The organism is Pelomonas sp. CA6 (assembly GCF_022549225.1).
Taxonomy (GTDB): Bacteria; Pseudomonadota; Gammaproteobacteria; order Burkholderiales; family Burkholderiaceae_C; genus Roseateles.
On the sequence record NZ_JAKZFD010000003.1, the window covers coordinates 188,290 to 209,119 of the forward strand.

Below are 20,830 nucleotides of genomic sequence, written 5' to 3' on the forward strand. Positions count from 1 at the left end.
TGCCGGTACGCCAGTCTGACACGGCTCGCCACTGTTGCCGCGCGATGTGCGCGCAGAGCGTTGCGCCCTCTTACGGACGGCGGCGGCGGGGCCGCCGACTTTGCGCTTGACGAAAATCAAGAGGCCGCCCGGAGCCCTCCGGGCGGCCCCCGGGGGGCTTACTTCAGGCCGGCGAGGTCGCGCAGCACGGCGACCTTGTCACGCGCTTCCCAGCTGAACTCCGGCTCCTCGCGGCCGAAGTGGCCGTAAGCGGCGGTCTTGGCGTAGATCGGGCGCAGCAGGTCCAGCATCTGGATGATGCCCTTGGGGCGCAGGTCGAAGACCTCGTTGACGATGGCGGCGATCTTTTCGTCGGAGACCACGCCGGTGCCCTCGGTGTAGACCGTGACGTTCATCGGGCGTGCCACGCCGATCGCGTAGGCCACCTGGATCTGGCACTGGCGCGCCAAGCCGGCCGCGACCACGTTCTTCGCGACATAGCGCGCGGCATAGGCGGCCGAGCGGTCCACCTTCGTCGGATCCTTGCCCGAGAACGCGCCACCGCCGTGCGGGCAGGCGCCGCCGTAGGTGTCGACGATGATCTTGCGCCCGGTCAAGCCGCAGTCGCCCTGCGGGCCGCCGATCACGAAGCGCCCGGTGGGGTTGACCAGGTACTTGGTGTCCTTCAGCCACTCCTTGGGCAGCACCGGCTTGATGATTTCCTCGATGACGGCCTCGTAGAACTCGGGCTTCATCTTGTCGCCCAGGCTCATCTCGGGGCTGTGCTGGGTGGACAGCACCACGGTGTCGATGCTGTGCGGCTTGCCGTCCACATAGCGCATCGTCACCTGGCTCTTGGCGTCGGGGCGCAGGAAGGGCAGGCGGCCGTCCTTGCGCAGCTGGGCCTGGCGCTCCACCAGGCGGTGCGCGTAGTAGATGGGCGCGGGCATCAGCTCCGGCGTTTCATCGCAGGCGTAGCCGAACATCAGGCCCTGGTCGCCGGCGCCGGTGTTCAGGTGGTCGTCGCTGGCGTGGTCCACGCCCTGGGCGATGTCGTTGCTTTGTTTGTCGTAGGCCACCAGCACCGCGCAGCCCTTGTAGTCGATGCCGTACTCGGTGTTGTCGTAGCCGATGCGCTTGATGGTGTCGCGCGCCACCTGGATGTAGTCCACATGGGCGTTGGTCGTGATCTCGCCGGCCAGGACCACCAGGCCGGTGTTGCACAGCGTCTCGGCCGCGACGCGCGAGCGCGGATCCTGGGTCAGGATCGCGTCCAGGATGGCGTCGGAGATCTGGTCCGCCACCTTGTCGGGATGACCTTCGGAAACCGATTCCGAGGTGAAGAGGAAGTCGCTCGCCAATTTAAACTCCTGTCGTTTTGGGTTGCCCGGCGTTGCCGTGCTGAGGAGTCAGGCGGCGAACGCTTTAGCGGAATGTTTGGAGCATTGCTGCCCGCGCCGGCCCATTGTGTGGAACCGAATCGCATCGCCCCGCAAGTTGTTCAGTAACTCGGCGATGCGGCAATTATAGAAACCAAGATGTGGCTGCTGCGTTGGATGTCGCGCTGGCCTTTATGGCTTTTGCACGCGTTGGGAAGCACCGCGGGGGTGCTGGCCTGGGCGTTTTCGCCCACCTACCGGCGACGCATGAACGAGAACGCCGCGCTGGCGGGCTACGGGCCGGGCGTCGTCCGCTCGGCCGCGCGCCATGCGGGACGGCTGCTGGGCGAGCTCCCCTGGCTGTGGGCGCGGCCGCGCCAGGTGCCGCTGGGCGAGCGCGTGAGCTGGGAGGGCGACGCGCTGCTGCAACAGCTGCGCGATGAAGGCCATGGCGTGCTGCTGATCACCCCTCATTTGGGGTGTTTCGAAGTCGCCGCACAGGCCTATGCCGAACGATTCGGGCCCATCACCGTGCTTTACCGGCCCTCGCGCCAGGAAATCCTGCGCGGCGTCGTCGAGACAGCGCGCGACCGCCCCAACATCGAAGGCGCGCCAGCCAGCCTGCTGGGCGTGCGCAAGATGCTGCGCGCGCTGCGCAAGAAGGAGGCGGTGGGCCTGCTGCCCGACCAGGTGCCGCCTGAGGGGCTGGGCGTCTGGGCGCCGTTCTTCGGCCGCGAGGCCTACACCATGACGCTGGCGACCCGGCTGCTGCAGCAGACCGATGCGCGCGCCGTCGTGCTGTGGGCCGATCGCCTGCCCAAGAGCCGCGGCTATGTGGTGCGCGTGCAGCCCGGGCCGGAGATCGGGCCGGAAACGAGCCCCGAAGAGGCGGCGGCCCGCATCAATGCCGCGATGGAGGCGCTGATCCGCCAGTCGCCGCAGCAATACCTGTGGGGCTACAACCGCTACAAGCCGCCGCGCGGCGTGAGCCTGGAACAACTGGGAGACGGCTCTTGAAGCCCTTGTTGACGCGTGGGGCGACCTACCTGGTGATTTTTCTGCTCTGGCTGCTGCACTGGCTGCCGCTGCCGCTGCTGGCCGCCGTGGGCTGGGGCCTGGGCGGGCTGCTGCACCGCGTGGCGGCCTCGCGCCGGCGCATCGCGCTGCGCAATGTCGAGCTGTGCTTTCCCGACAAGCCGCAGGCCGAGCGCGAAGCCCTGGTGCGCGAGCACTTCGGCTGGCTGGGCCGCAGCATCCTGGAGCGCGGCCTGCTGTGGTTCGCCAGCCCGGCGCGCCTGCAGCGCCTGATGCACATCGAAGGCAACATCCGGCTCTCGGAACAGGTGGACCGCCCGGTGATGTGGCTGATGCCGCACTTCGTCGGGCTGGACTGGGTGGCGCCGGCGCTGATGCTGAACCAGAGCCGCCCCGGCGCCAGCATCTACCAGCGCCAGAGCAACGCCATCTTCGACCGCCGCCTGCGCGACGCGCGCTCGCGCTTCGGCACCACCAAGCTGGTCGACCGCCACGACGGCGTGCGCAGCGTGCTGCGCCACATCCGCGACGGCTACTGCTTCCTGAACCTGCCCGACATGGACTTCGGCATCAAGGACTCCGCCTTCGTGCCCTTCTTTGGCGTGCCCGCCTGCACGCTGCTGGCGCCGGCCAAGATCGCGCAGACCATGAAGATGGTGGTGCAGCCGGTGGTCGTGACCATGCTGCCGGGCGGCAAGGGCATACGCGTGACCGCGCACGAACCGCTGCCCGACTACCCCAGCGGCGACCTGGTGGCCGACGCCAACCAGTTCCATCGCTGGCTGGAGGCGCGCATCCTGGAGAACCCGGCCCAGTACTTCTGGGTGCACAAGCGCTTCAAGACGCGGCCCGAGGGTGAGCCGTCGCTGTATGCGCGGCGATAATCCGGCCATGAAGTTGCGCTTCACCAAGATGCACGGCGCCGGCAACGACTTTGTCGTGCTGGACGCCACCCGCGAGCCGCTGCGGCTGGACGCGCGCCAGCTGCGCCATCTGGCCGACCGCCGCTTCGGCGTGGGCTGCGACCAGATCCTCGTGATCGAGCCGCCGCCCAGCGCGGCGGTGGACTTCGGTTACCGCATCTTCAATGCCGACGGCTCCGAGGTCGAGCATTGCGGCAACGGCTCGCGCTGTTTCGTCCGTTACGTGGTGGAGCATGGCCTGACCCCCAAGCGCCAGGTGCGCGTGCAGACGATGAACCGCCAGCTGGAGCTGGTGCTGCAGGACGATGGCCGGGTCACCGTGGACATGGGCGCGCCGGTGTTCGCGCCGCAGCGCGTGCCCTTCAATGTGGAGGGGCTGGTGGCGCGGCAGGAAAACGGTTTCGAACTCTGGCCGCTGGCGCTGGCCGACGGCATGGGCTGCGAGGTGGCCGTGCTGTCCATGGGCAACCCCCATGCGGTGCAGCGCGTGGCCGACGTCGATCAGGCGCCGGTCGCGCTGATCGGCCCGCAGGTGGAGGGCCATGAGCGCTTTCCTCAGCGCGTCAACGCCGGCTTCATGCAGGTGGTCTCGCGCGGCGAGGTCCGGCTGCGCGTCTACGAGCGCGGCAGCGGCGAGACCCTGGCCTGCGGCACCGGCGCCTGCGCGGCGGTGGTGGCGGGCATACGGCTGGGCTGGCTGGACGAGGCGGTCGAGGTCCACACCCATGGTGGCGACCTGCGCATCGAATGGGCGGGGCTCAGCCAGGGCCTGACCGCGCCGGTCCGCATGACCGGCCCGGCGACGACGGTTTACGAAGGAGAGATCACGCTGTGAGCGGCATCGAAGGCATCACCGAACAAGACATCGCGGACTACCTGGTCAACGATCCCGCGTTCTTCGAACGCCACGCCGAGCTGCTGGCCAACGTGCGTTTTGCCCATCCGCATGGGCAGCGCGCGGTGTCGCTGCAGGAGCGCCAGGCCGAGATGCTGCGCGACAAGATCAAGGGGCTGGAGCAGAAGATCGTCGAGATGATCCGCAACGGCCAGGAGAACGTCGCCATCGCCGACCGCCTGCACCGCTGGACGCTGGCGCTGATGCACACCCACGACGACGCCAGCGTGCCCGAGGTGCTGCTGCGCGAGCTGCGCCACCAGTTCCTGATCCCGCAGGCCGCGCTGCGCCTGTGGGAGGTGGCCCCGGCGCATGCCGAGGCGCCGTTCGCCGCGCCGGTGAGCCAGGACGTGCGCACCTTTGCGTCCAGCCTGGGCCAACCCTATTGCGGCGTGAACTCCGGCTTCGAGGCGGCGCGCTGGCTGGGTGAGGACGTCGCCTCGCTGGCGCTGATCCCGCTGACCCGCGGCACGCCGGCCAAGGCCTTCGGCCTGTTGGTGCTGGGCTCGCCGGACCCGACCCGCTACACCGCGGAGATGGGCACCGAGTTCCTCAGCCGCGTCGGCGAGCTGGCCGGTGCCGCGCTGGCGCGCCTGCTGGCGCCCGCCGCGCAAGCTCCCGGCGCCTGACAGCGTGAGCAGCGCGCCGCCGTCCGCGCCCGCCGCAGCGCCCGACGACGGCCCGCTGCCGCCGCTGCAGCAGCGCTGGCTCGAGCACCTGCGCGTGGAGCGCCGGCTCGCCGCGCGCACGCTGGCGCTGTACCACGCGGCGCTGCGCGAGCTGAGCGCGCTGGCCGCCGACGATGGCGTGGACCTGATGCGCCTGCAGCCCGCCCAGGCGCGGCGCTGGATGGCGCGGCTGCATGCGGCGCAAGACCTGTCCCCGCGCAGCCTGGCGCTGCGCCTGTCGGCCTGGCGCGGCTGGTACCGCTGGCTGGGGCGCGAAGCGCTGGTGGCGCTCAACCCGATCGACGGCCTGCGTCCGCCCCGCCAGGGCAAGCCGCTGCCCAAGGCGCTGGGCGTGGACGATGCGCAGCGGCTGGCCGACCATGCCCAGCCCGGCGCCGACCCGGTTGCCGAGGCGCTGGAGCGCTGCCTCGTCGAGCTGCTCTATGGCTGCGGACTGCGCGTTTCCGAGCTGGTGGGGCTGGACCTGCGCCACCATGCCGGCGCGGCCGGCTGGATCGCGCTCGACGCGGCCGAGGCGCAGGTGCTGGGCAAGGGCGGCAAGCGCCGCGCCGTGCCGCTGGGCCGCGCCGCGCTGCAGGCGCTGCAGCAATGGAGCGCGCTGCGCGGGCAATGGGCCGGCGCCGACGAGCCCGCGCTGCTGGTGGGGCCGCGCGGCGCGCGGCTCAGCACCGCGCAGGTGCGCAGCCGGCTCAAGAAGCGCGCGCTGCAGTCCGGGCTGCCCACCCATGTCCATCCGCACATGCTGCGCCATTCCTTTGCCTCTCATTTGCTGCAGTCCAGCGGCGACCTGCGCGGCGTGCAGGAACTGCTGGGCCACGCCAACATCAGCACGACCCAGGTCTACACGCGGTTGGACTTCCAGCATCTGGCCAAGGTCTACGATGCCGCCCACCCGCGCGCCCGAAAAAAATAAGCCCCCCCGCGGCCCCATCCCAGACTCTCCGATGCGACTCCTGACCCGCCCCCTGACTCCCCCTCTGACCCTGCTCACCTTGCTGGGCGCCGGCCTGGCCCAGGCCCAGGGCAGCAGCACGCCCGCGACCCCGACCGCGACCGCGACCGATGTGCGCCCCGCCGCGCTGGAGATGAACTGGACGCCGCTGAAACTGCCCAATGGCGCCCGCGCCGCGATGCTGGGCGGCAGCTACATGGTGGCGCTGGACGAGGACTGGGGCCTGGGCCCGGCCGTCTATGGTGTGGCCAAGGGGTCCTATGGCGGCCTGTTCACCGCCGGGGTCAACCTGCAGCGGCGCTGGCGACTGGGCGCGCAGACGCATTTGGCGGCTTCCTTCTATGCCGGCGCCGGTGGTGGGGTCAGCTCCGAGCAGGTGCGTCCGGGAGGCGGCTTCATGATCCGCCCCGAGCTGAGCCTGCGCACCGAGTTCAACCAGTGGTATGCCGGCGTGGGCGTGGCCCAGGTCCGCTTCCCCAGCGGCAACATCCGTGACACGACCTGGGCCCTGACCCTGGGCCGGACGGACCGCTTCCTGAGCTTCTCTCCAGCGGAGTCTGGCCGCCCCGCGCGCGCGGGCGACCGCACCGGCATGGGCTTCGACGAGATCGCGCTCAGCGCCGGCCTGGAGAAGCCGCGCGCTTCGCGCAGCCGCACGCGTGCTGGCGATGTGCTGAGTGGTCGCAAGGGCAAGGCCGGCGCCGATCTGCGCCAGTACTTCGGCAACGGCTCCTCCTGGTGGGGCATCGAAGCCTCCGGCGCGGCCCAGGGCGGGCACGATGGCTACATGGAGATCCTCGCCAACGCGGGCCAGGACTGGCCGCTGTTCAGCGAGCGTGTGCGCGTCGGGGGCCAGCTTTCGGTGGGCCTAGGCGGCGGCGGCGACCTGGACACCGGCAGCGGCTGGCTGCTGCGCGCCGGCCCCACGCTGCGCTGGATCACCCCCTGGGGACCGACGCTGCGTCTGGACGCCGGCTTCATGAAGGCGCCGCGCGGCCATTACGAATCCAGCCAGGTGCGCCTGTCGCTGGCGCTGCCGCTGGAGGCGGCCAGCCGCAGCCTGTCCGAACCGCCGCTGGAGTCCGGCAAGGTGAGGGTGCAGCAGTGGTATCTGAGCCTGCCGCACTTCCGCAAGATGCTGTTCAAGGACGGCAGCCAGGAGTCCGTGACCGGCCTGGCGCTGGGCATGACGCGCGAATTCGGCGGCCCGCTTTATGGCGTGGCGCAGGCCGGCAGCGCGGCCTTCGGCAAGGCCGGGGCCTACTCCTTCGGCATGTTCGGCCTGGGCCTGCAGGGCCCGCGCTGGTCGGGCTGGCGCGTGGGTGCCGAGGCGCTGGCCGGCGCGGCCGGCGGCGGTGGCGTCGCGGTGGGCAGCGGCGCGGCGGCGCAGGCCGAGGCCTGGCTGCAGTGGGAAGGCCGTTCGGCCTCGGACCGCCTGCGCGTGCGCGTGGGGGCCGGCCAGTGGCGCGCGCTGGGCGGCGAGAAGCACAGCACGCCCATGGTCAACCTCAGCCTGGGCTACGCCTTCGGCGCGCTGGGCCAGTAAGCGGTCGGCCGGAGCCGTCGCGAGCGCGGCCCGGCGCCGGCCGTGAGTGGCGGATGGGCCTCGCGGACCCGGCATCGCGGACAATGGCGGGATGAAAGTGATTCGTCTCCGCGCGGGCAAGGACCGCTCGCTGCTGCGCCGCCACCCCTGGGTGTTCCAAGGTTCGATCGAGAAGGGCAAGGCCGATCCGGGCGAAACCGTGCGCGTGGAATCGGCCGAGGGCCGATTCCTGTGCTGGGCCTCGTTCAGCCCCAGTTCCATGATCCGCGTGCGTGCCTGGAGCTTCGACGAGGCCGAGCGCGTCGACGAGGCCTTCTTCCACGGCCGCATCGCCGCCGCGCTGGCCTTGCGCCAGCGCCTGCCCATTGCTTCCAATGCCCAGCGCCTGATCCATGGCGAGGCCGACGGCCTGCCGGGTCTGATCGTGGACCGCTACGACGACACGCTGGTGGCGCAGTTCCTGTCCGCCGGCACCGAGCGCTGGAAGTCTCTGATCGCCGACCAGCTGCTGGCCGCCACCGGCCTGACGCGGCTGTACGAGCGCTCCGATTCCGGCGTGCGCCAGCTCGAAGGCCTGGAGCCCGCCACCGGCTGGCTCCGTGGCGACGGGAACACCGCCGTCACCATCGCCGAGCACGAATGGAAGCTCAGCCTGGACGTGGCCGAGGGTCACAAGACCGGCTACTACCTGGACCAGCGCGACAACCGCAAGAAATTCGCCGAGCTGGTGCGCCACTACGGCTGCCAGTCGGTGCTGAACTGCTACAGCTACACCGGTGGTTTCTCCGTCGCCGCGCTGGCCGGTGGTGCGCAGCAGGTGATCAGCGTCGACTCCTCGGCGCCCGCGCTGGCGCGTGCCACCGCACACGTGGCGCTGAACGGCTTCGACGCCGAGCGCCACCAGGCGCTGGATGCCGACGTGAACCAGACCCTGCGTGACATGCTCAAGGAAGGGCGCAGCTTCGACGCCATCGTGCTGGACCCGCCCAAGTTCGCGCCCACCGCGGCCCATGCCGAGCGCGCCGCCCGTGCCTACAAGGACATCAACCGCCTGGGCCTCAAGCTGCTCAAGCCGGGCGGCCTGCTGTTCACCTTCTCCTGCTCGGGCGGTGTCGGCCCCGAGCTCTTCCACAAGATCGTCGCCGGTGCCGGCCTGGACGCCCAGGTCGACGGCTTCATCCTCGATCGCGTCGGCGCCTCGCCCGACCACCCGCAGACCATCTGCTTCCCCGAGGGCGAGTACCTGAAGGGCTTGCTCATCCTCAAGCGGTAGATGGAGCCCCCGGCCCAGCTGGAGCCCCCGACCCAGCGGGGACGCTGGGCCGCCCCCCGCGGGGGCGGAGAGGAAGGCGGGGCGTGCCCCGCCTTCCTCTCCCGATGGGCCGGCTTGGGGCGGCCCGGCGCTCGGCCCGAAATACGGCCACGCAGCGTTGAGAGCCCCCCGGCATGAGGCCCGATGTGGCGTCGAGCCATACCCGGCGGGCTCTGAGCCCCGCACAGGGATCGGTCCGCCGCCAGCGCAGCCAGCCCACCACTCAGCCCCCCCGCCCTCAGGCACAACCCTTGCCACCTCCCCACCATTGTTGGCACATTGGCGATGCCGCCCCGCGCGCAAGCACCCGGGGCGCGAAGTCGGAGGAAACGCCATGGGTTTCGATCTGGCGAAGTGGCATCCTGGCCCGGGCTCCAGCCGCTCCGGCAGCGCGCGGGAACTGGTGAACGACTGGTTCGCGCAGGCGGATGTGCGCCTGGATGGTGAGCGACCCTGGGACCTGCAACTGCACGACGAGCGCGTGCCAGCGCGCTGGCTGGCCGGCGGCTCCATGGCCTTTGGCGAAAGCTACATGGATGGCCAGTGGTCCGCCGCGCGGCTGGACCAGTTGTTCGAACGGTTGATCCGCAGCCGCATCGCCGAACGCACGCGGCCCGTCTCGCTGCTGTGGCATGTGGCGCGCGCGCGCCTGGTGAACCTGCAGGACCCCCGTCGCGCCTGGCAGGTGGGCGAGCAGCACTACGACCTGGGCAACGACTTCTACGCCGCGATGCTGGACGCCCGCATGGTCTACACCTGTGCCTGCTGGGAGGGCATCGAGCCCGGCGTGGCGGGCCTGGACGCCGCGCAGGAACGCAAGCTGGACCTGGTGTGCCGCAAGCTGGACCTGCGCCCCGGCATGCGGCTGCTGGACATCGGCTGCGGCTGGGGCAGCCTGATGCGCTTTGCCGCCGAGCGCTACGGCGCCCACTGCGTCGGCGTGACCATCTCGGCCGAGCAGGCCCAGCTCGGGCGCGAGCTCTGCGCCGGGCTGCCGGTCGAATTCCGGCTGCAGGACTATCGCGAGCTGGACGAGCGCTTCGACCGCGTCGCCAGCCTGGGCATGTTCGAGCACGTGGGCCACAAGAACATGGACCACTACATGGCGGTGGTGCGCCGCTGTCTGGCCGACGACGGGCTGTTCCTGCTCCACACCATAGGCCGCAACGACAGCGCCCATGGCACCGACCCCTGGATCCACCGCTACATCTTCCCCAACGGCGAGCTGCCCAGCATCGCGCGCATCGGCCGGGCCTGCGAGCCGCACTTCGTCGTCGAGGATCTGCACAACTTCGGCGCCGACTACGACCCCACGCTGATGGCCTGGCATGCCCGCTTCGAGGCCGCGTGGCCCCGCTTTGCCGACCGCCTGGGCGAGCGCTTCCACCGCATGTGGCGCTACTACCTGCTCAGCTGCGCCGCGGCCTTCCGCGTGCGCGACACCCAGCTGTGGCAATGGGTGATGTCGCCGCGCGGCGTGCCGGGCGGCTACCGGCGCCCCGCGGGCTAGGGCCGGCCGGGCAGGGCGATGCGCGGGTCGAACTTGGCCCGCTTCACGCTGAAGAAGGCCTTCACGTTGCGCACGTTGGCATGCTGCGTGAACAGGCGCTGCACCAGCCCCTGGTAGGCCGGCATGTCGGGCACCTGCAGCACCAGCACGAAGTCCGGCCCCGGCGCCACGCGCCAGCACTGCTGCACCTCCGGCGCCGCCACCGCCAGCGCCTCGAAGGCGTCCAGGTGCTCGGCGCCCTGGCGGTCCAGTGTGATCTCCACCAGCGCCGTCAGCCCGGCGCCCAGCCGGTCCGCCGACAGCAGGGCCACGCGGCGCTCGATCACCCCTTCGTCCACCAGCCGCCGCACGCGGCGCAGCGCGGTGGCGGGCGAGACATGGGCGCGCTGCGCCAGCGCCTGGTTGGACAGCGAGGCGTCCTGCTGCAGCAGCTCCAGCACCCTCAAATCGATGGGGTCCAGATTGACGGTTGATTTCATGATTTGATGGATTTTGAAATATTCATGCACACGGCTCGAGGTGGGGAATGATATTTCATGGATTGATAAATTCCGAAAGCTTCTTTCTGATGCTCCTGCCTAGGATGCCGCCATTCGTGATTCACCGGGCACAGCCCCAGGAGACCTGCATATGTGTGGCATCGTCGGCGCCGTCAGCCAGAAGGACATCGTCCCCATCCTGATCGAAGGCCTGAAGCGGCTGGAGTACCGCGGCTATGACTCCTGCGGGGTGGCCGTGCACCAGGACGGCCAGCTGCGCCGGTCGCGCAGCACCTCGCGCGTGGCCGAACTGCAGGCTCTGGCCGACCAGGACGGCGTGGCCTCCGGCACCGGCATCGCCCACACCCGCTGGGCCACCCATGGCGCACCGGCGGTGCACAACGCGCATCCGCACTTCTCGCACGGCACCGGCGAGCAGGCCCATGGCCAGCCCGGCCGCGTGGCGCTGGTGCACAACGGCATCATCGAGAACCACGACGAACTGCGAGCCGAGCTGAAGGCGCGCGGCTACGTCTTCCACAGCCAGACCGACACCGAAGTCATCGCCCACCTGGTGGACCAGCTCTACCACGGCGACCTGCCGGAGGCCGTGCAGCAGGCCGTGGCGCGCCTGAAGGGCGCCTATGCCATCGCCGTGTTCCACCGCGACGAACCCCACCGCGTGATCGGCGCCCGCGAGGGCTCGCCGCTGGTGCTGGGCGTGGGCCGCGATGAACACGAGGGCGCGCACTTCCTCGCGTCCGACGCGATGGCGCTGGCCGGCGTCACCGACCAGATCGTCTACCTGGAAGAGGGCGACGTGGTGGACCTGCAGCTGGGCCGCTACTGGATCACCGCGCGCGAGGCCGGCAGCGACCGCTTCCAGACCGTGCAACGCGAGGTGCGCACCGTGCATGCCCACAGCGGCGCGGCCGAACTGGGCCCCTACCGCCACTACATGCAGAAGGAAATCTTCGAGCAGCCCGTGGCCATCGCCAACACGCTGGACGCCGTGACCGGCATCAGCCCCGAACTCTTTGGCGACGGCGCCTACCGCATCTTCAAGGACGTGGACTCGGTGCTCATCCTCGCCTGCGGCACCAGCTACTACGCCGGTTCCACCGCCAAGTACTGGCTGGAGAGCATCGCCAAGATCCCCACCAGCGTCGAGATCGCCAGCGAATACCGTTACCGCGACAGCGTGCCCAACCCGCGTACCCTGGTCGTCACCATCAGCCAGAGCGGCGAGACCGCCGACACCCTGGCCGCGCTCAAGCACGCCCGCTCGCTGGGCATGAAGCAAACGCTGACCGTGTGCAACGTCTCCACCAGCGCCATGGTGCGCGAGTGCGAACTGGCCTACATCACACGAGCGGGCGCCGAGATCGGCGTGGCCTCCACCAAGGCCTTCACCACCCAGCTGGTGGGCCTGTTCCTGCTGACCCTGGCGCTGGCGCAGACCCGTGGCCATCTGGACGACGCGCAGGAGGCCGAGCATCTGAAGGCCCTGCGCCACCTGCCCGTGGCCGTGCAGGCCGTGCTGGCGCTGGAGCCGCAGGTCATCGCCTGGAGCGAGGAGTTCGCGCGCAAGGAGAACGCGCTCTTCCTGGGCCGCGGGCTGCACTACCCCATCGCACTGGAAGGCGCGCTCAAGCTCAAGGAGATCAGCTACATCCACGCCGAGGCCTACCCCGCCGGCGAGCTGAAGCACGGCCCGCTGGCCCTGGTGACGGCGCAGATGCCCGTGGTCACCGTCGCGCCCAACGACGCGTTGCTGGAGAAGCTCAAGAGCAACATGCAGGAAGTCCGCGCCCGCGGTGGCGAGCTCTATGTCTTCGCCGACGGCGACACCCGGATCGAAAGCGAGCCTGGCCTGCACGTCATCCGCATGCCCGAGCACTACGGCGCGTTGAGCCCGCTGCTGCACGTCATCCCGCTGCAGCTGCTGGCCTATCACACCGCCTGCGCGCGTGGGACCGATGTCGACAAGCCGCGCAATTTGGCGAAGAGTGTGACGGTGGAGTGAGGGGCGGCGCCTCAACTGACTCAATGGAATTAAGTCTGTCGCTGAAAAACAAAGTCAGTCGAGACTGATCTGCTCGGTCACCAGCTTGCCCGCCTCGACTTTGAATTCCTGGCTGAACTGCCGTCTCGTCTTCATCAACCTTCTCCGGTTTGAACTTCCACCTTACCAAGGAGTCCTTCAAACCGGCAGCAGCCCACTGATCCTCCTTTGCGCCCTAACGTAGCTGAGCCGCGAGCGGCGGCTGGGCAGCCAAATGATGCTGCCGTGCAAGCCCGCTGCGGCCACCAACTCACTATGACCAATTTTCCCGCAAGCTTCACTGCAGGGCAGAGGCCATTTTCTCGAACGCTTGCCTGAGTTGGGTGACGAGCGCGTCGTAGATTGTGAACAGGTCAGCAGACTCTCCGGCGATGCCCAGCCTGTCAATCACTTTCGTGACGATCTGAGCCTGTTCATCCACTGACCCCAAGTGCGAGTAGGCGACCCGCAGATCGTAGAGAACAAAAAGGGGGGCTACTGTCGTGGCGGCCTCCACGGGCGACGCCATGGTGCTCTCAAGGAGTCTCTCCAGGCGTTTGAGGCTTCTAATGCCATCATGGGAGCGGTCCACCATATCGAGTGCCTTGGCAAGCGCCTTGTTGTCGAGCGACTCAAGGTAGACCTTGTTCAAGGCGTCTGCGATGTGTCGTCGCTCAGCGGGCGTGTCCACAACAGGACGCCGGATGGAGATGGCGAGGTCAAGGACCTCTTTCTCAAGGTGGGCGGCTTTCACGCCGAATTTGGCGAAGAAGGCTTCAAGAAAGCGAGATCGCTGTTCGAACAGCCTATCCTCAGGCGTTCGCTCCGTGAATATGCATTCGATCTGGCCATCGTAAAACTCAGACCCGATGGAGTGGTCTGAGGCTATGTTCTCAGACCTTAGATAGAACTGTTCGCTTTCCGGAAGAGTGGCGATATCTCCAAGCCACATAACCAATCGGCCATTTCGATTGATGCCAAACGCGATGTCAAAGTCATCTTTGCGGATCGTTCCGTACGTGCGTGAAGCGAAGTCAACGCGGTACGACGGGTGAGCGTCGTACTTAAGCAAAGCTTCCTTGTTGAAGAAGACAGGTGTTAGAAATCCAGGATCAAACTCTCGGCGCAACCCAGGGATGTAGTGATAGTCGTCTGAGTCGTACAAAAACGGGACCTCCGTGAACCCGAAGTTTTGGTTCGTCTTCTTGCGAACGACATTGACGGCTGAGGATCGCTTCTCCAGCGCTTGTCGATGGGTCTCGATAAGCGCAAAGCGAGAGCGATCGGGCAGGAAGGTCGACTGACATGCCGGGCAGCGGAGTTGCGGGAGTCCCTCGATGTGAATGTGAACGCCCGAAACATCGTCTTCAAAGTCAAGAAACCCTAACTCAAGGTGGGTCGAGCACTTGTCGCAGTAGATGTTGCGATGCGTGCCTTCAGCGGGGAAAAGGTCACCGACGTTCATCCTGCGAAGCCTAACAAATTCAGCGGACCAGCCAGCGAAGCTGGCGCACGTCCGCTGCAATGAAGGGGAGCCACCACCGGCTTCGAGCACGAGAGCCAGTAATCGTCAAACCGGATTTCCGCCTCAGTGGTACGGCCGGAGGGTAGGCGACCACGCCACTGGGACCTCGGCCGCCTTGGTGCAGCCAAGGCGAAGACCTCCTTCGACCGTCCGCACACCCCCGGGGCAGGGTGCCGTCTGTCAGCACTCGGTGCAGGCTGGCCGTCGGATGCTGCGGCCCGTCTCCCGCCGCGGTCTGTTTGACGCTCAGCATGTCATGCTGAGGTCGCCGCTGAACGCCCCGCCTGCGACACCATGGTCGGGCCGTCGACGGGAACAGGCGCGGCCACCGAGTCGCCGACGTGACCCCAGAACCTTTGTCCAGAGAGGACCCATGAAGCGATCAACTTCGCTCTACCTAGCCGCTTGCCTCGGGCTCTGCGCCGCATCCTCCTTGGCCGCCGGGTCGGCACCCGCTGATCGGGCTGCGTTGACCCGCGAGATCGAAGCGAACGACAGCGCCCTGTTCGAGGCTTTCAACCGCTGCGCCGACCCCGTCCAACTGCAGGCGCATGCCGAGTTCTTCAGCGAGGACACGGAGTTCTATCACGACAACTCGGGCGTCACCTGGACCCGCGCGGACATGCTGGCGAGCACGGCCAAGTACGCCTGCGGCCGATACACGCGCCGCCTGGTGCCCGGCACTCTGAAAGTAGTGCCCATCCAAGGATTCGGCGCGATCGCGGAAGGCCGACACCTGTTCTGCGATATGCGCGGCGAGGCTTGCCAAGGAGAGGCCGACTTCGTCATGGTGTGGCGCCACAGCGGCGATCGCTGGGTCGTCACGCGCACGCTGAGCTTCGGTCATCGACCGGCCGCGCGCGTGGGACCGACGACGGCGCGGCTGGATGTGCCTGCCGTCCAGGGGCTGCTCAGCACACACCGGGTGGAAAGCATCTCGCTGGCGCTGCTTCGCGATGGGCACCTCGTGGCCTCCCACGCTGTGGGGCAGGCCCGTCAGGGCGTGCCCGCCACCGTTGCGACCCTGTACAACGTGGCGTCCCTCGCCAAGCCGCTCACGGCGGAGGTGGCGCTGCAACTGGCCGGCCAGGGCGTCATCTCGCTCGACGAGAACATGTCCGCGGCCTGGCGTGACCCTGACCTCGGCCAGGATTCCAGGGCCGACCAGCTGACCCCGACGTTGGCCCTCAGCCACCGTACCGGGTTCCCGAACTGGCGACAGGGGGCGCTACGGTTTGAACGAGCCCCGGGCGCCGCGTTCGGGTACTCCGGCGAGGGCTTCGAGTACCTGGCGCGCTTCATCGAGGCCAAGACCTCCACACGACTGGATGTCTGGGCCGAGCGCCTGGTGTTCGGGCCTCTGGGCATGCGGCACACGAGCTACACCCGTCAACCCTGGTTTGCCGACCGCGTTGCGCTGCCGCATGACGATCAAGGCCGGGCAATGCCACCGGACATCCGAGATCAGCCCATCGCATCCGACGACGTGTTTTCCACCCCCACGGACTACGCGATCTTCATCGAATCCCTGATGCAGGCCGGCCCCAGCCGCTTGAGGCAATTGCAGCGCACCGTGATCACGGACCGGCGCGCAGAACTCTGCAAAGCCCTGCCACCCACCGCGTGTCCCAGCGAGGCTGGCTTTGGTCTCGGCTGGGAATCATTCCTGATCGAGGGGCGCCGGTACCTGATGCACACGGGTTCCGACAAAGGGACCTTCACCTTTGCCTACTTCTCGCCGGATACGCGGTCTGGCGCGGTGTTCTTCATGAACAGCGGCCACGGCGCTGATGTCGTGCTGCCTCTGCTACGGATGTCAGGCGCCGATCCCGCCTTCATTGACTTCCTGGACAGGTGGGTGAGTTCGTCCGCCTCGAAGTAAAGCCTGCGGCCTCGCGGCCGCCGGCATGGCCAGCGGGGTCTGTCAACGGGTCAAGCGTCGGCCCGGCGCGCGAAGCCCATCAGGCCGGCACGGGACCCTCTGCAGGCACTCAAGGTCATCCTGTACGTGGCCGAGCACGGCCGCAAATGGCGAGGCCGGCCCAAGCGATTCGGCAACGGGCACACCCGCTGCACACACATGAGTCGCGGGGCCAGGTCGGGCGTTCTTGATCGGGCTTTCGGGCCGTTGCCGCGGGCGCAAATCGTGCGGACCAGGCTCGAAGCCGTGTCGTTGGACTCATCCAGCGTCAAGGCGCATCAGCGCGCTGAACTTGGCCCACACATACGCCTGGCCCTTGCAGCGGCCCGTCGAATCCGCGGGGACGACTTCACCAGGGCAGCGGAATCTCTTCGCCGTTGGCCTTCTCCCCGTAGTAAAGCGACGGCAAGAAACGGGAGAGAAAGGTGAACTCGGTGTAGCAATGCCGCATCAGCGCCAGCCCCAGGGCTTCGCTGGGTGCGTGCTCCGCGTGTTCGTCGTCAAGGCCCAGCACGAAACGACTGCGAAGCACGCAGCCGAACGGGGTGTCCCGGGTGACATGCAGCATTTGCCCGCTCATCGGGTCGCCATTGGCGTCCAGCTTCACGTGATCTCCGAAGCCAATCCGGGCCGCAACAATGGCCGACACCTGCTGGCTGGCGAAGGCGTCTTCCACCACCTGGGCAGAAAAGACGTCGCGAGGATCATGAAATTTGAGCTTGGCGCTGACCGGCGGGATTTCCGCCAAGGATTCGACCGCGGAGATGCTGGCACCGTGGTAGCTCTTGCCTCGCTGCCAGTTGGCATCCCATCCGCGGTGTTCGACGTGATCCACGGGGTGCCACCACTTGATGTGCTGGGTGGTTTCGAAGAACGTGAACCACCAATCCAGCATCCTTCCCTTGCAGCCATGCAGGTCGGTGCGCACCGCCACCAGCAGGCTGCGGTTTTCGAGACGCTGCACGCCCATCTCCAGGGCCATGGGCGCGGGGTTGAGAAGCGGGGTGTGGTCGAGCCACGGCTTGGCGAACTGGGACATCATGTGCTCCTTTCGTGAATGGCGAGCTTGCATGATATTGGAAACGCACATCGTTTCCAATATCTTGTGCGTGCCTGTCGCACACCCCAGAAATCCCCTATGACCGAACCTGTAAAGAGACCGCGCGGACGACCGCCGCGACCTGAGGAAGAGACGAAGCAGGCGCTCTTGCAAAGCGCCATGGACGTGCTGCTGGAAGGCGGCTATGAAGCCGCCACGATGGAGGCGATCGCCAAGCGGGCGGCCGTGGCCAAGAAGACGGTCTATCGCCATGCGGCGAACCGACAGGAGCTGATCGGCCTGGCGGTTCGTCAGTGGACGGATGGCTATGCGCCGTCCATGCAGATCGAGCCGCGGGACGCCGATGATGTCCTGCAGGCGCTTCGAGCGATCCTGGAAGACGTCTGCCGGCATGTGCTGTCTGAAACCGCGGTGCGCGTGTTTCGCCTGCTGACCACGGAGTTCCCCGGGAAGCAGGAAATTCTGGAGAGCTATCAGCGCAATGGCATTGAGCGGGGGCAGATGCTGCTGGCCGCTTGGCTCGAGAAGCAGTCTCGCAAAGGGCTTCTGCAGGCCCCCGACCCCGCCGCGCTGGCCACCGCCATCTTGGCCATGGCCGTGGCTGAGCCGCTGCGCCAGATGGCGCTGGGCGTGATGCCGCCTCTGCCTGAGGGAACGGTCTCTCCTCACATCGAGGCATGCCTGCAGGTGCTTGTGCCGCTGATGACGCAACCGCGCAGACCACGGGCTTAGCCGCGGGCCGCTGCTGGTGGCTTGGGACTTGGAGCGTGCACCTGCGGTATCTGGCGAGACCGCATGAAAGCAGCAATGAGCTCATGGCCTTAGCGGCCGAGAACGTCGGGTCGCCCGAGTTCGCGGAGTCCTCTTGTCTGCGCGGGGGGGCAATGGGGCGGGGCGACCGATACGAGCGCCAGCATCGGCCGCGGCGACGCCTTTCTCCTCGCTCGAGCCGACTTACGCCCGTCTGGCACTTTCCAGCTTCCAGGATGGGTTCATCGACCGAGAGAGCGGCGCGCTCAATGCTGCTGTCACGCATGGATCCGCTGGACAGCTCTTGCGTGAGATGCGAGCTGCGGTTGGTGCAGTCCTTGAAACCCAGGGCCTGGGCCTGCGCTGACCCTCTTGCGTCAAGCCAGTTTCTCGGCGCCAGGCGCTCGGTAGCGCAGGTGTTCGACCAGCACACGCAAGGCCGGCGTGACCGTGCGTCGGCTTGGGTAGTACAGGTAATCGCCTGGATACACGACAGTCCAATCCGGCAGCACCTCGACGAGTTCCCCCGACTGCAGCAAGCCGGCCGCGCTGCCGCGCAGCAGATAGCACAGGCCGACGCCTTCACGCGCCGCGCTGCGAGCGACGTGCACATCGTCCACGACCAGCGCATGAGGGACGCCGACCTCGAACATGCGCCCCGACTGCGCGAAGCGCCAGCGATGCACCGTGCCGGCGGTATTGAAGCGATAGCCGATGCATCGGTGGTGTTTAAGGTCCTCGGGCGTTGCCAACGGGGGGGCGCCACGCAGATAGTCCGGTGAGCCCACGACCACGCTCGATTGGTCGCCGCTGATGCGGACGGCGACCATGTCCTTGTCGAGCAACTCCCCGTTGCGCACGCCGGCATCGCATCCGCTCGCGACGACGTCGCTCGTGCCGTCGTCGATGCGCAGTTCCACCCGCAGATCGGGATAGGTTCGCTGCAGCGCCGCGAGCCTGGGCAGGATCAGCGACTCCGCGGCGGAGCGGTGGACGTTCAGGCGCAAGAGACCGGCAACACGCTCGCTCTGCCCGGCCAGTTCCAGCAAGCCGCCGTCAATGGACTCGAAGGCCGGTTGCAGCCTGTCGAGCAGACGCACCCCCGCTGGCGTGGGGGCCACGCTGCGCGTGGTGCGCAGTAACAAGGCCACCCCCAATCGGTTTTCCAGCCTCCGCATGGTGTGGCTCAAGGCCGAAGGCGACATGCCCAGCCGCCGCGCCGCGCCGCGGAAGCTGTGCTCTTGGGCGATGACCCAGAAAGCCAGCAGGTCGGGCAGGTCATCTTTCTCCATTGATGAATTCTATGCACCTCTACGTACAGAAAGTTCTGTCTAGTCGAACATCCAGGACAAATCTATCGTCCTGACCACCAACCACCCCCTCACCCACAAGGAGCAAGGAACATGGAACGTTGGATCGTCAAGGCCGGGGCGAAGTCGCTGGAAAGCCTGGTCAAGGAAAAGGTCCCCACTCCGCAACCCGGGCCCGGTCAGATCCGGGTCGGGATGAAGGCGGTCTCGCTGAATGCGCGTGACCAGCTGCTGCTGAGCGGCCAGTACGGCGTCGCGGCGGCGGACTTTGTGCCCCTGGCCGACGGCGCTGGCGTGGTCGAAGCCGTCGGCCCGGGCGTCGATGCCTGGGCCATTGGCGACAAGGTCACGAGCATCTATTTCAACGGCTGGCCCGACGGCCCACCAAGGCCAGGCCTTGGCTGGGGGCTTGGCTCTCATGCGGGGGAGCCGGGCGTTCTGGCGCAATCTGTTGTCCTCGACGCGGCGCGTGTGGTCCGCATGCCCCGCACACTGTCCTTTGAGGAAGCCGCGACCTTGCCCTGTGCCGCCCTCACGGCCTGGTCGGCGTTGAACGGCGATCGTCCCTACAGGAGGGCACTCGCCAAGGGTGACAAGGTGCTGGTGACAGGAACCGGCTCCGTGGCCCTGTTCGCCTCGCTCCTCGCCGTGGCCGCCGGCGCCCAGGTCGTCGCCACCACCAGCCAGGACAGCAAGACGGATCGACTGCTGTCGCTTGGCGTTTGCGACGTCATCAACTACCGGACGCAGCCGGACTGGGGCTCGGTCGCGGCCGAGCGCTGGGGTGGGTTCGATCGCGTGGTCAACGCCGCCGGCAGCGGCGTATTGGACCAGTGCATCGCTGCGCTGGCGCCGGGCGGCGAGATCGCTCTCATGGGGCTGTATCAACACGCGCAGGCCGCGCCGGACTTCATTTCGCTGATGATGAAGGGCGCTTCGATCCGCGGAACGGCGGTCGGCAGCGCCAATGCCTATCGCGACATGCTCGAGTTCATCGACGCGCATGCGGTCAGGCCGCCGATCGGTCGCATCTTTGACTTCGACCAAGCCCAGGACGCCTACCGCGAAGCAGCGGCCGGGAAGATCCTGGGGACGGTGGTGATTCGTCTTGCAGCTTGAGTCGGGGCCAAGCCGATCAGGGGCGCATGCAACCCGGGACTTCAATGCCTTGCGCATGGGCCCAGAGGTTCGCCTCGGGACGCGGCGCGGCTCCATCTGCCCGACGTCCTCGGGCAGGTCCGGCTGGCCGAGCACCATCTTCTTCGATGACCCTTGCGTGCACCCGGAGCCTCCCTCATCGCCCATGCCCTGATCGAGGTTCTGACCCAATGGATCGTCATGCGCTTGCACATCGATCCCTTCATGACCACCGATGGTCCGCTGACGGGTTTGTCCAAGTCCCAGGCCCTGGGCCTTGTGGCGGACGCCCTACCCGGGGCGAAGCGGTGGGCGAGGCCGGCCCAGGCGCCGCTTTGGTCATGCGCCCCTTTGCTCCTTCATTCGTCTTCCACGCCGCAAGGC

General features: G+C 67.8%; 17 protein-coding genes and 1 pseudogene. 13 read left to right on the plus strand and 5 right to left on the minus strand.

The genetic code is table 11. The features are described 5' to 3' along the window. Window positions 1-158: 158 nt before the first annotated feature. Window positions 159-1,340: a methionine adenosyltransferase gene (gene metK, locus LZ017_RS06865; protein ID WP_241395863.1), complete on the minus strand. Its 1,182-nt coding sequence runs from the start codon at window positions 1,338-1,340 to the stop codon at window positions 159-161. A 177-nt stretch (window positions 1,341-1,517) separates the two neighbouring features. Between metK and LZ017_RS06870 the strand changes: the two genes are divergently transcribed. The 8 genes from LZ017_RS06870 to cfa all read left to right on the plus strand — a co-directional run bounded on the left by LZ017_RS06870 (window position 1,518) and on the right by cfa (window position 10,220). Further along, window positions 1,518-2,375: a lysophospholipid acyltransferase family protein gene (locus tag LZ017_RS06870; protein WP_241395864.1), complete on the plus strand. Its 858-nt coding sequence runs from the start codon at window positions 1,518-1,520 to the stop codon at window positions 2,373-2,375. After that, on the plus strand, window positions 2,372-3,277 hold the full coding sequence (locus LZ017_RS06875) for a lipid A biosynthesis acyltransferase (RefSeq protein ID WP_241395865.1): 906 nt from the start codon (window positions 2,372-2,374) through the stop codon (window positions 3,275-3,277). The genes LZ017_RS06870 and LZ017_RS06875 overlap by 4 nt, the downstream gene beginning before the upstream one ends. Before the next feature lie 7 nt (window positions 3,278-3,284). Continuing rightward, window positions 3,285-4,151 carry a diaminopimelate epimerase gene (gene dapF, locus LZ017_RS06880; protein WP_241395866.1) on the plus strand — a complete coding sequence of 289 codons (867 nt, stop codon included), beginning with the start codon at window positions 3,285-3,287 and terminating at the stop codon, window positions 4,149-4,151. Next, the gene (locus LZ017_RS06885) at window positions 4,148-4,840 is read left to right on the plus strand and encodes a DUF484 family protein (RefSeq protein WP_241395867.1); all 693 of its coding nucleotides are present in this window, start codon (window positions 4,148-4,150) and stop codon (window positions 4,838-4,840) included. Before dapF ends, LZ017_RS06885 begins: the two co-directional genes overlap by 4 nt. 4 nt (window positions 4,841-4,844) lie before the next feature. Further along, window positions 4,845-5,813 (plus strand): tyrosine recombinase XerC, encoded by a 969-nt coding sequence (locus LZ017_RS06890; protein WP_374109890.1) that lies wholly within the window; start codon window positions 4,845-4,847, stop codon window positions 5,811-5,813. 31 nt (window positions 5,814-5,844) lie between these two features. After that, entirely contained in the window at window positions 5,845-7,398 is a 1,554-nt protein-coding gene (locus LZ017_RS06895; protein ID WP_241395868.1) for a hypothetical protein, read from the plus strand. Between the two features lie 91 nt (window positions 7,399-7,489). Then, complete coding sequence (locus LZ017_RS06900) at window positions 7,490-8,671, plus strand: class I SAM-dependent rRNA methyltransferase (protein WP_241395869.1); 1,182 nt, start codon at window positions 7,490-7,492, stop codon at window positions 8,669-8,671. A 373-nt stretch (window positions 8,672-9,044) separates the two neighbouring features. After that, window positions 9,045-10,220 carry a cyclopropane fatty acyl phospholipid synthase gene (gene cfa, locus LZ017_RS06905; RefSeq protein ID WP_241395870.1) on the plus strand — a complete coding sequence of 392 codons (1,176 nt, stop codon included), beginning with the start codon at window positions 9,045-9,047 and terminating at the stop codon, window positions 10,218-10,220. Here the strand turns inward: cfa and LZ017_RS06910 are convergent. Further along, window positions 10,217-10,699 carry an Lrp/AsnC family transcriptional regulator gene (locus LZ017_RS06910; RefSeq protein ID WP_241395871.1) on the minus strand — a complete coding sequence of 161 codons (483 nt, stop codon included), beginning with the start codon at window positions 10,697-10,699 and terminating at the stop codon, window positions 10,217-10,219. The two genes, cfa and LZ017_RS06910, sit on opposite strands and share 4 nt — an antisense overlap. A gap of 151 nt (window positions 10,700-10,850) precedes the next feature. Here LZ017_RS06910 and glmS point away from each other — a divergent pair, with 151 nt between their 5' ends. Then, a complete protein-coding gene (gene glmS / locus LZ017_RS06915; protein ID WP_241395872.1) occupies window positions 10,851-12,725 on the plus strand; it encodes a glutamine--fructose-6-phosphate transaminase (isomerizing) in 1,875 nt (624 codons plus the stop codon). A 316-nt stretch (window positions 12,726-13,041) separates the two neighbouring features. Here the strand turns inward: glmS and LZ017_RS06920 are convergent, their stop codons facing one another. Further along, a complete protein-coding gene (locus tag LZ017_RS06920) occupies window positions 13,042-14,208 on the minus strand; it encodes a hypothetical protein (protein WP_241395873.1) in 1,167 nt (388 codons plus the stop codon). A 529-nt stretch (window positions 14,209-14,737) separates the two neighbouring features. On the opposite strand from LZ017_RS06920, the gene LZ017_RS06925 reads away from it, so the two are divergent. Then, complete coding sequence (locus LZ017_RS06925) at window positions 14,738-16,150, plus strand: class A beta-lactamase-related serine hydrolase (RefSeq protein WP_241395874.1); 1,413 nt, start codon at window positions 14,738-14,740, stop codon at window positions 16,148-16,150. 117 nt (window positions 16,151-16,267) lie between these two features. Next, window positions 16,268-16,468: pseudogene (locus LZ017_RS06930) on the plus strand (transposase); the annotation flags it as partial. Window positions 16,469-16,538: 70 nt separating this feature from the next. On the opposite strand, the gene LZ017_RS06935 reads toward LZ017_RS06930, so the two are convergent. Next, a complete protein-coding gene (locus tag LZ017_RS06935; protein WP_374109891.1) occupies window positions 16,539-17,231 on the minus strand; it encodes a DAPG hydrolase family protein in 693 nt (230 codons plus the stop codon). Between the two features lie 96 nt (window positions 17,232-17,327). On the opposite strand from LZ017_RS06935, the gene LZ017_RS06940 reads away from it, so the two are divergent. Further along, on the plus strand, window positions 17,328-17,981 hold the full coding sequence (locus LZ017_RS06940; RefSeq protein ID WP_277604573.1) for a TetR/AcrR family transcriptional regulator: 654 nt from the start codon (window positions 17,328-17,330) through the stop codon (window positions 17,979-17,981). Between the two features lie 395 nt (window positions 17,982-18,376). On the opposite strand, the gene LZ017_RS06945 is transcribed toward LZ017_RS06940, so the two are convergent. Then, on the minus strand, window positions 18,377-19,291 hold the full coding sequence (locus LZ017_RS06945) for a LysR family transcriptional regulator (protein WP_241395877.1): 915 nt from the start codon (window positions 19,289-19,291) through the stop codon (window positions 18,377-18,379). Window positions 19,292-19,402: 111 nt separating this feature from the next. On the opposite strand from LZ017_RS06945, the gene LZ017_RS06950 reads away from it, so the two are divergent. Next, complete coding sequence (locus tag LZ017_RS06950; RefSeq protein ID WP_241395878.1) at window positions 19,403-20,428, plus strand: NAD(P)-dependent alcohol dehydrogenase; 1,026 nt, start codon at window positions 19,403-19,405, stop codon at window positions 20,426-20,428. Window positions 20,429-20,830 lie beyond the last annotated feature (402 nt).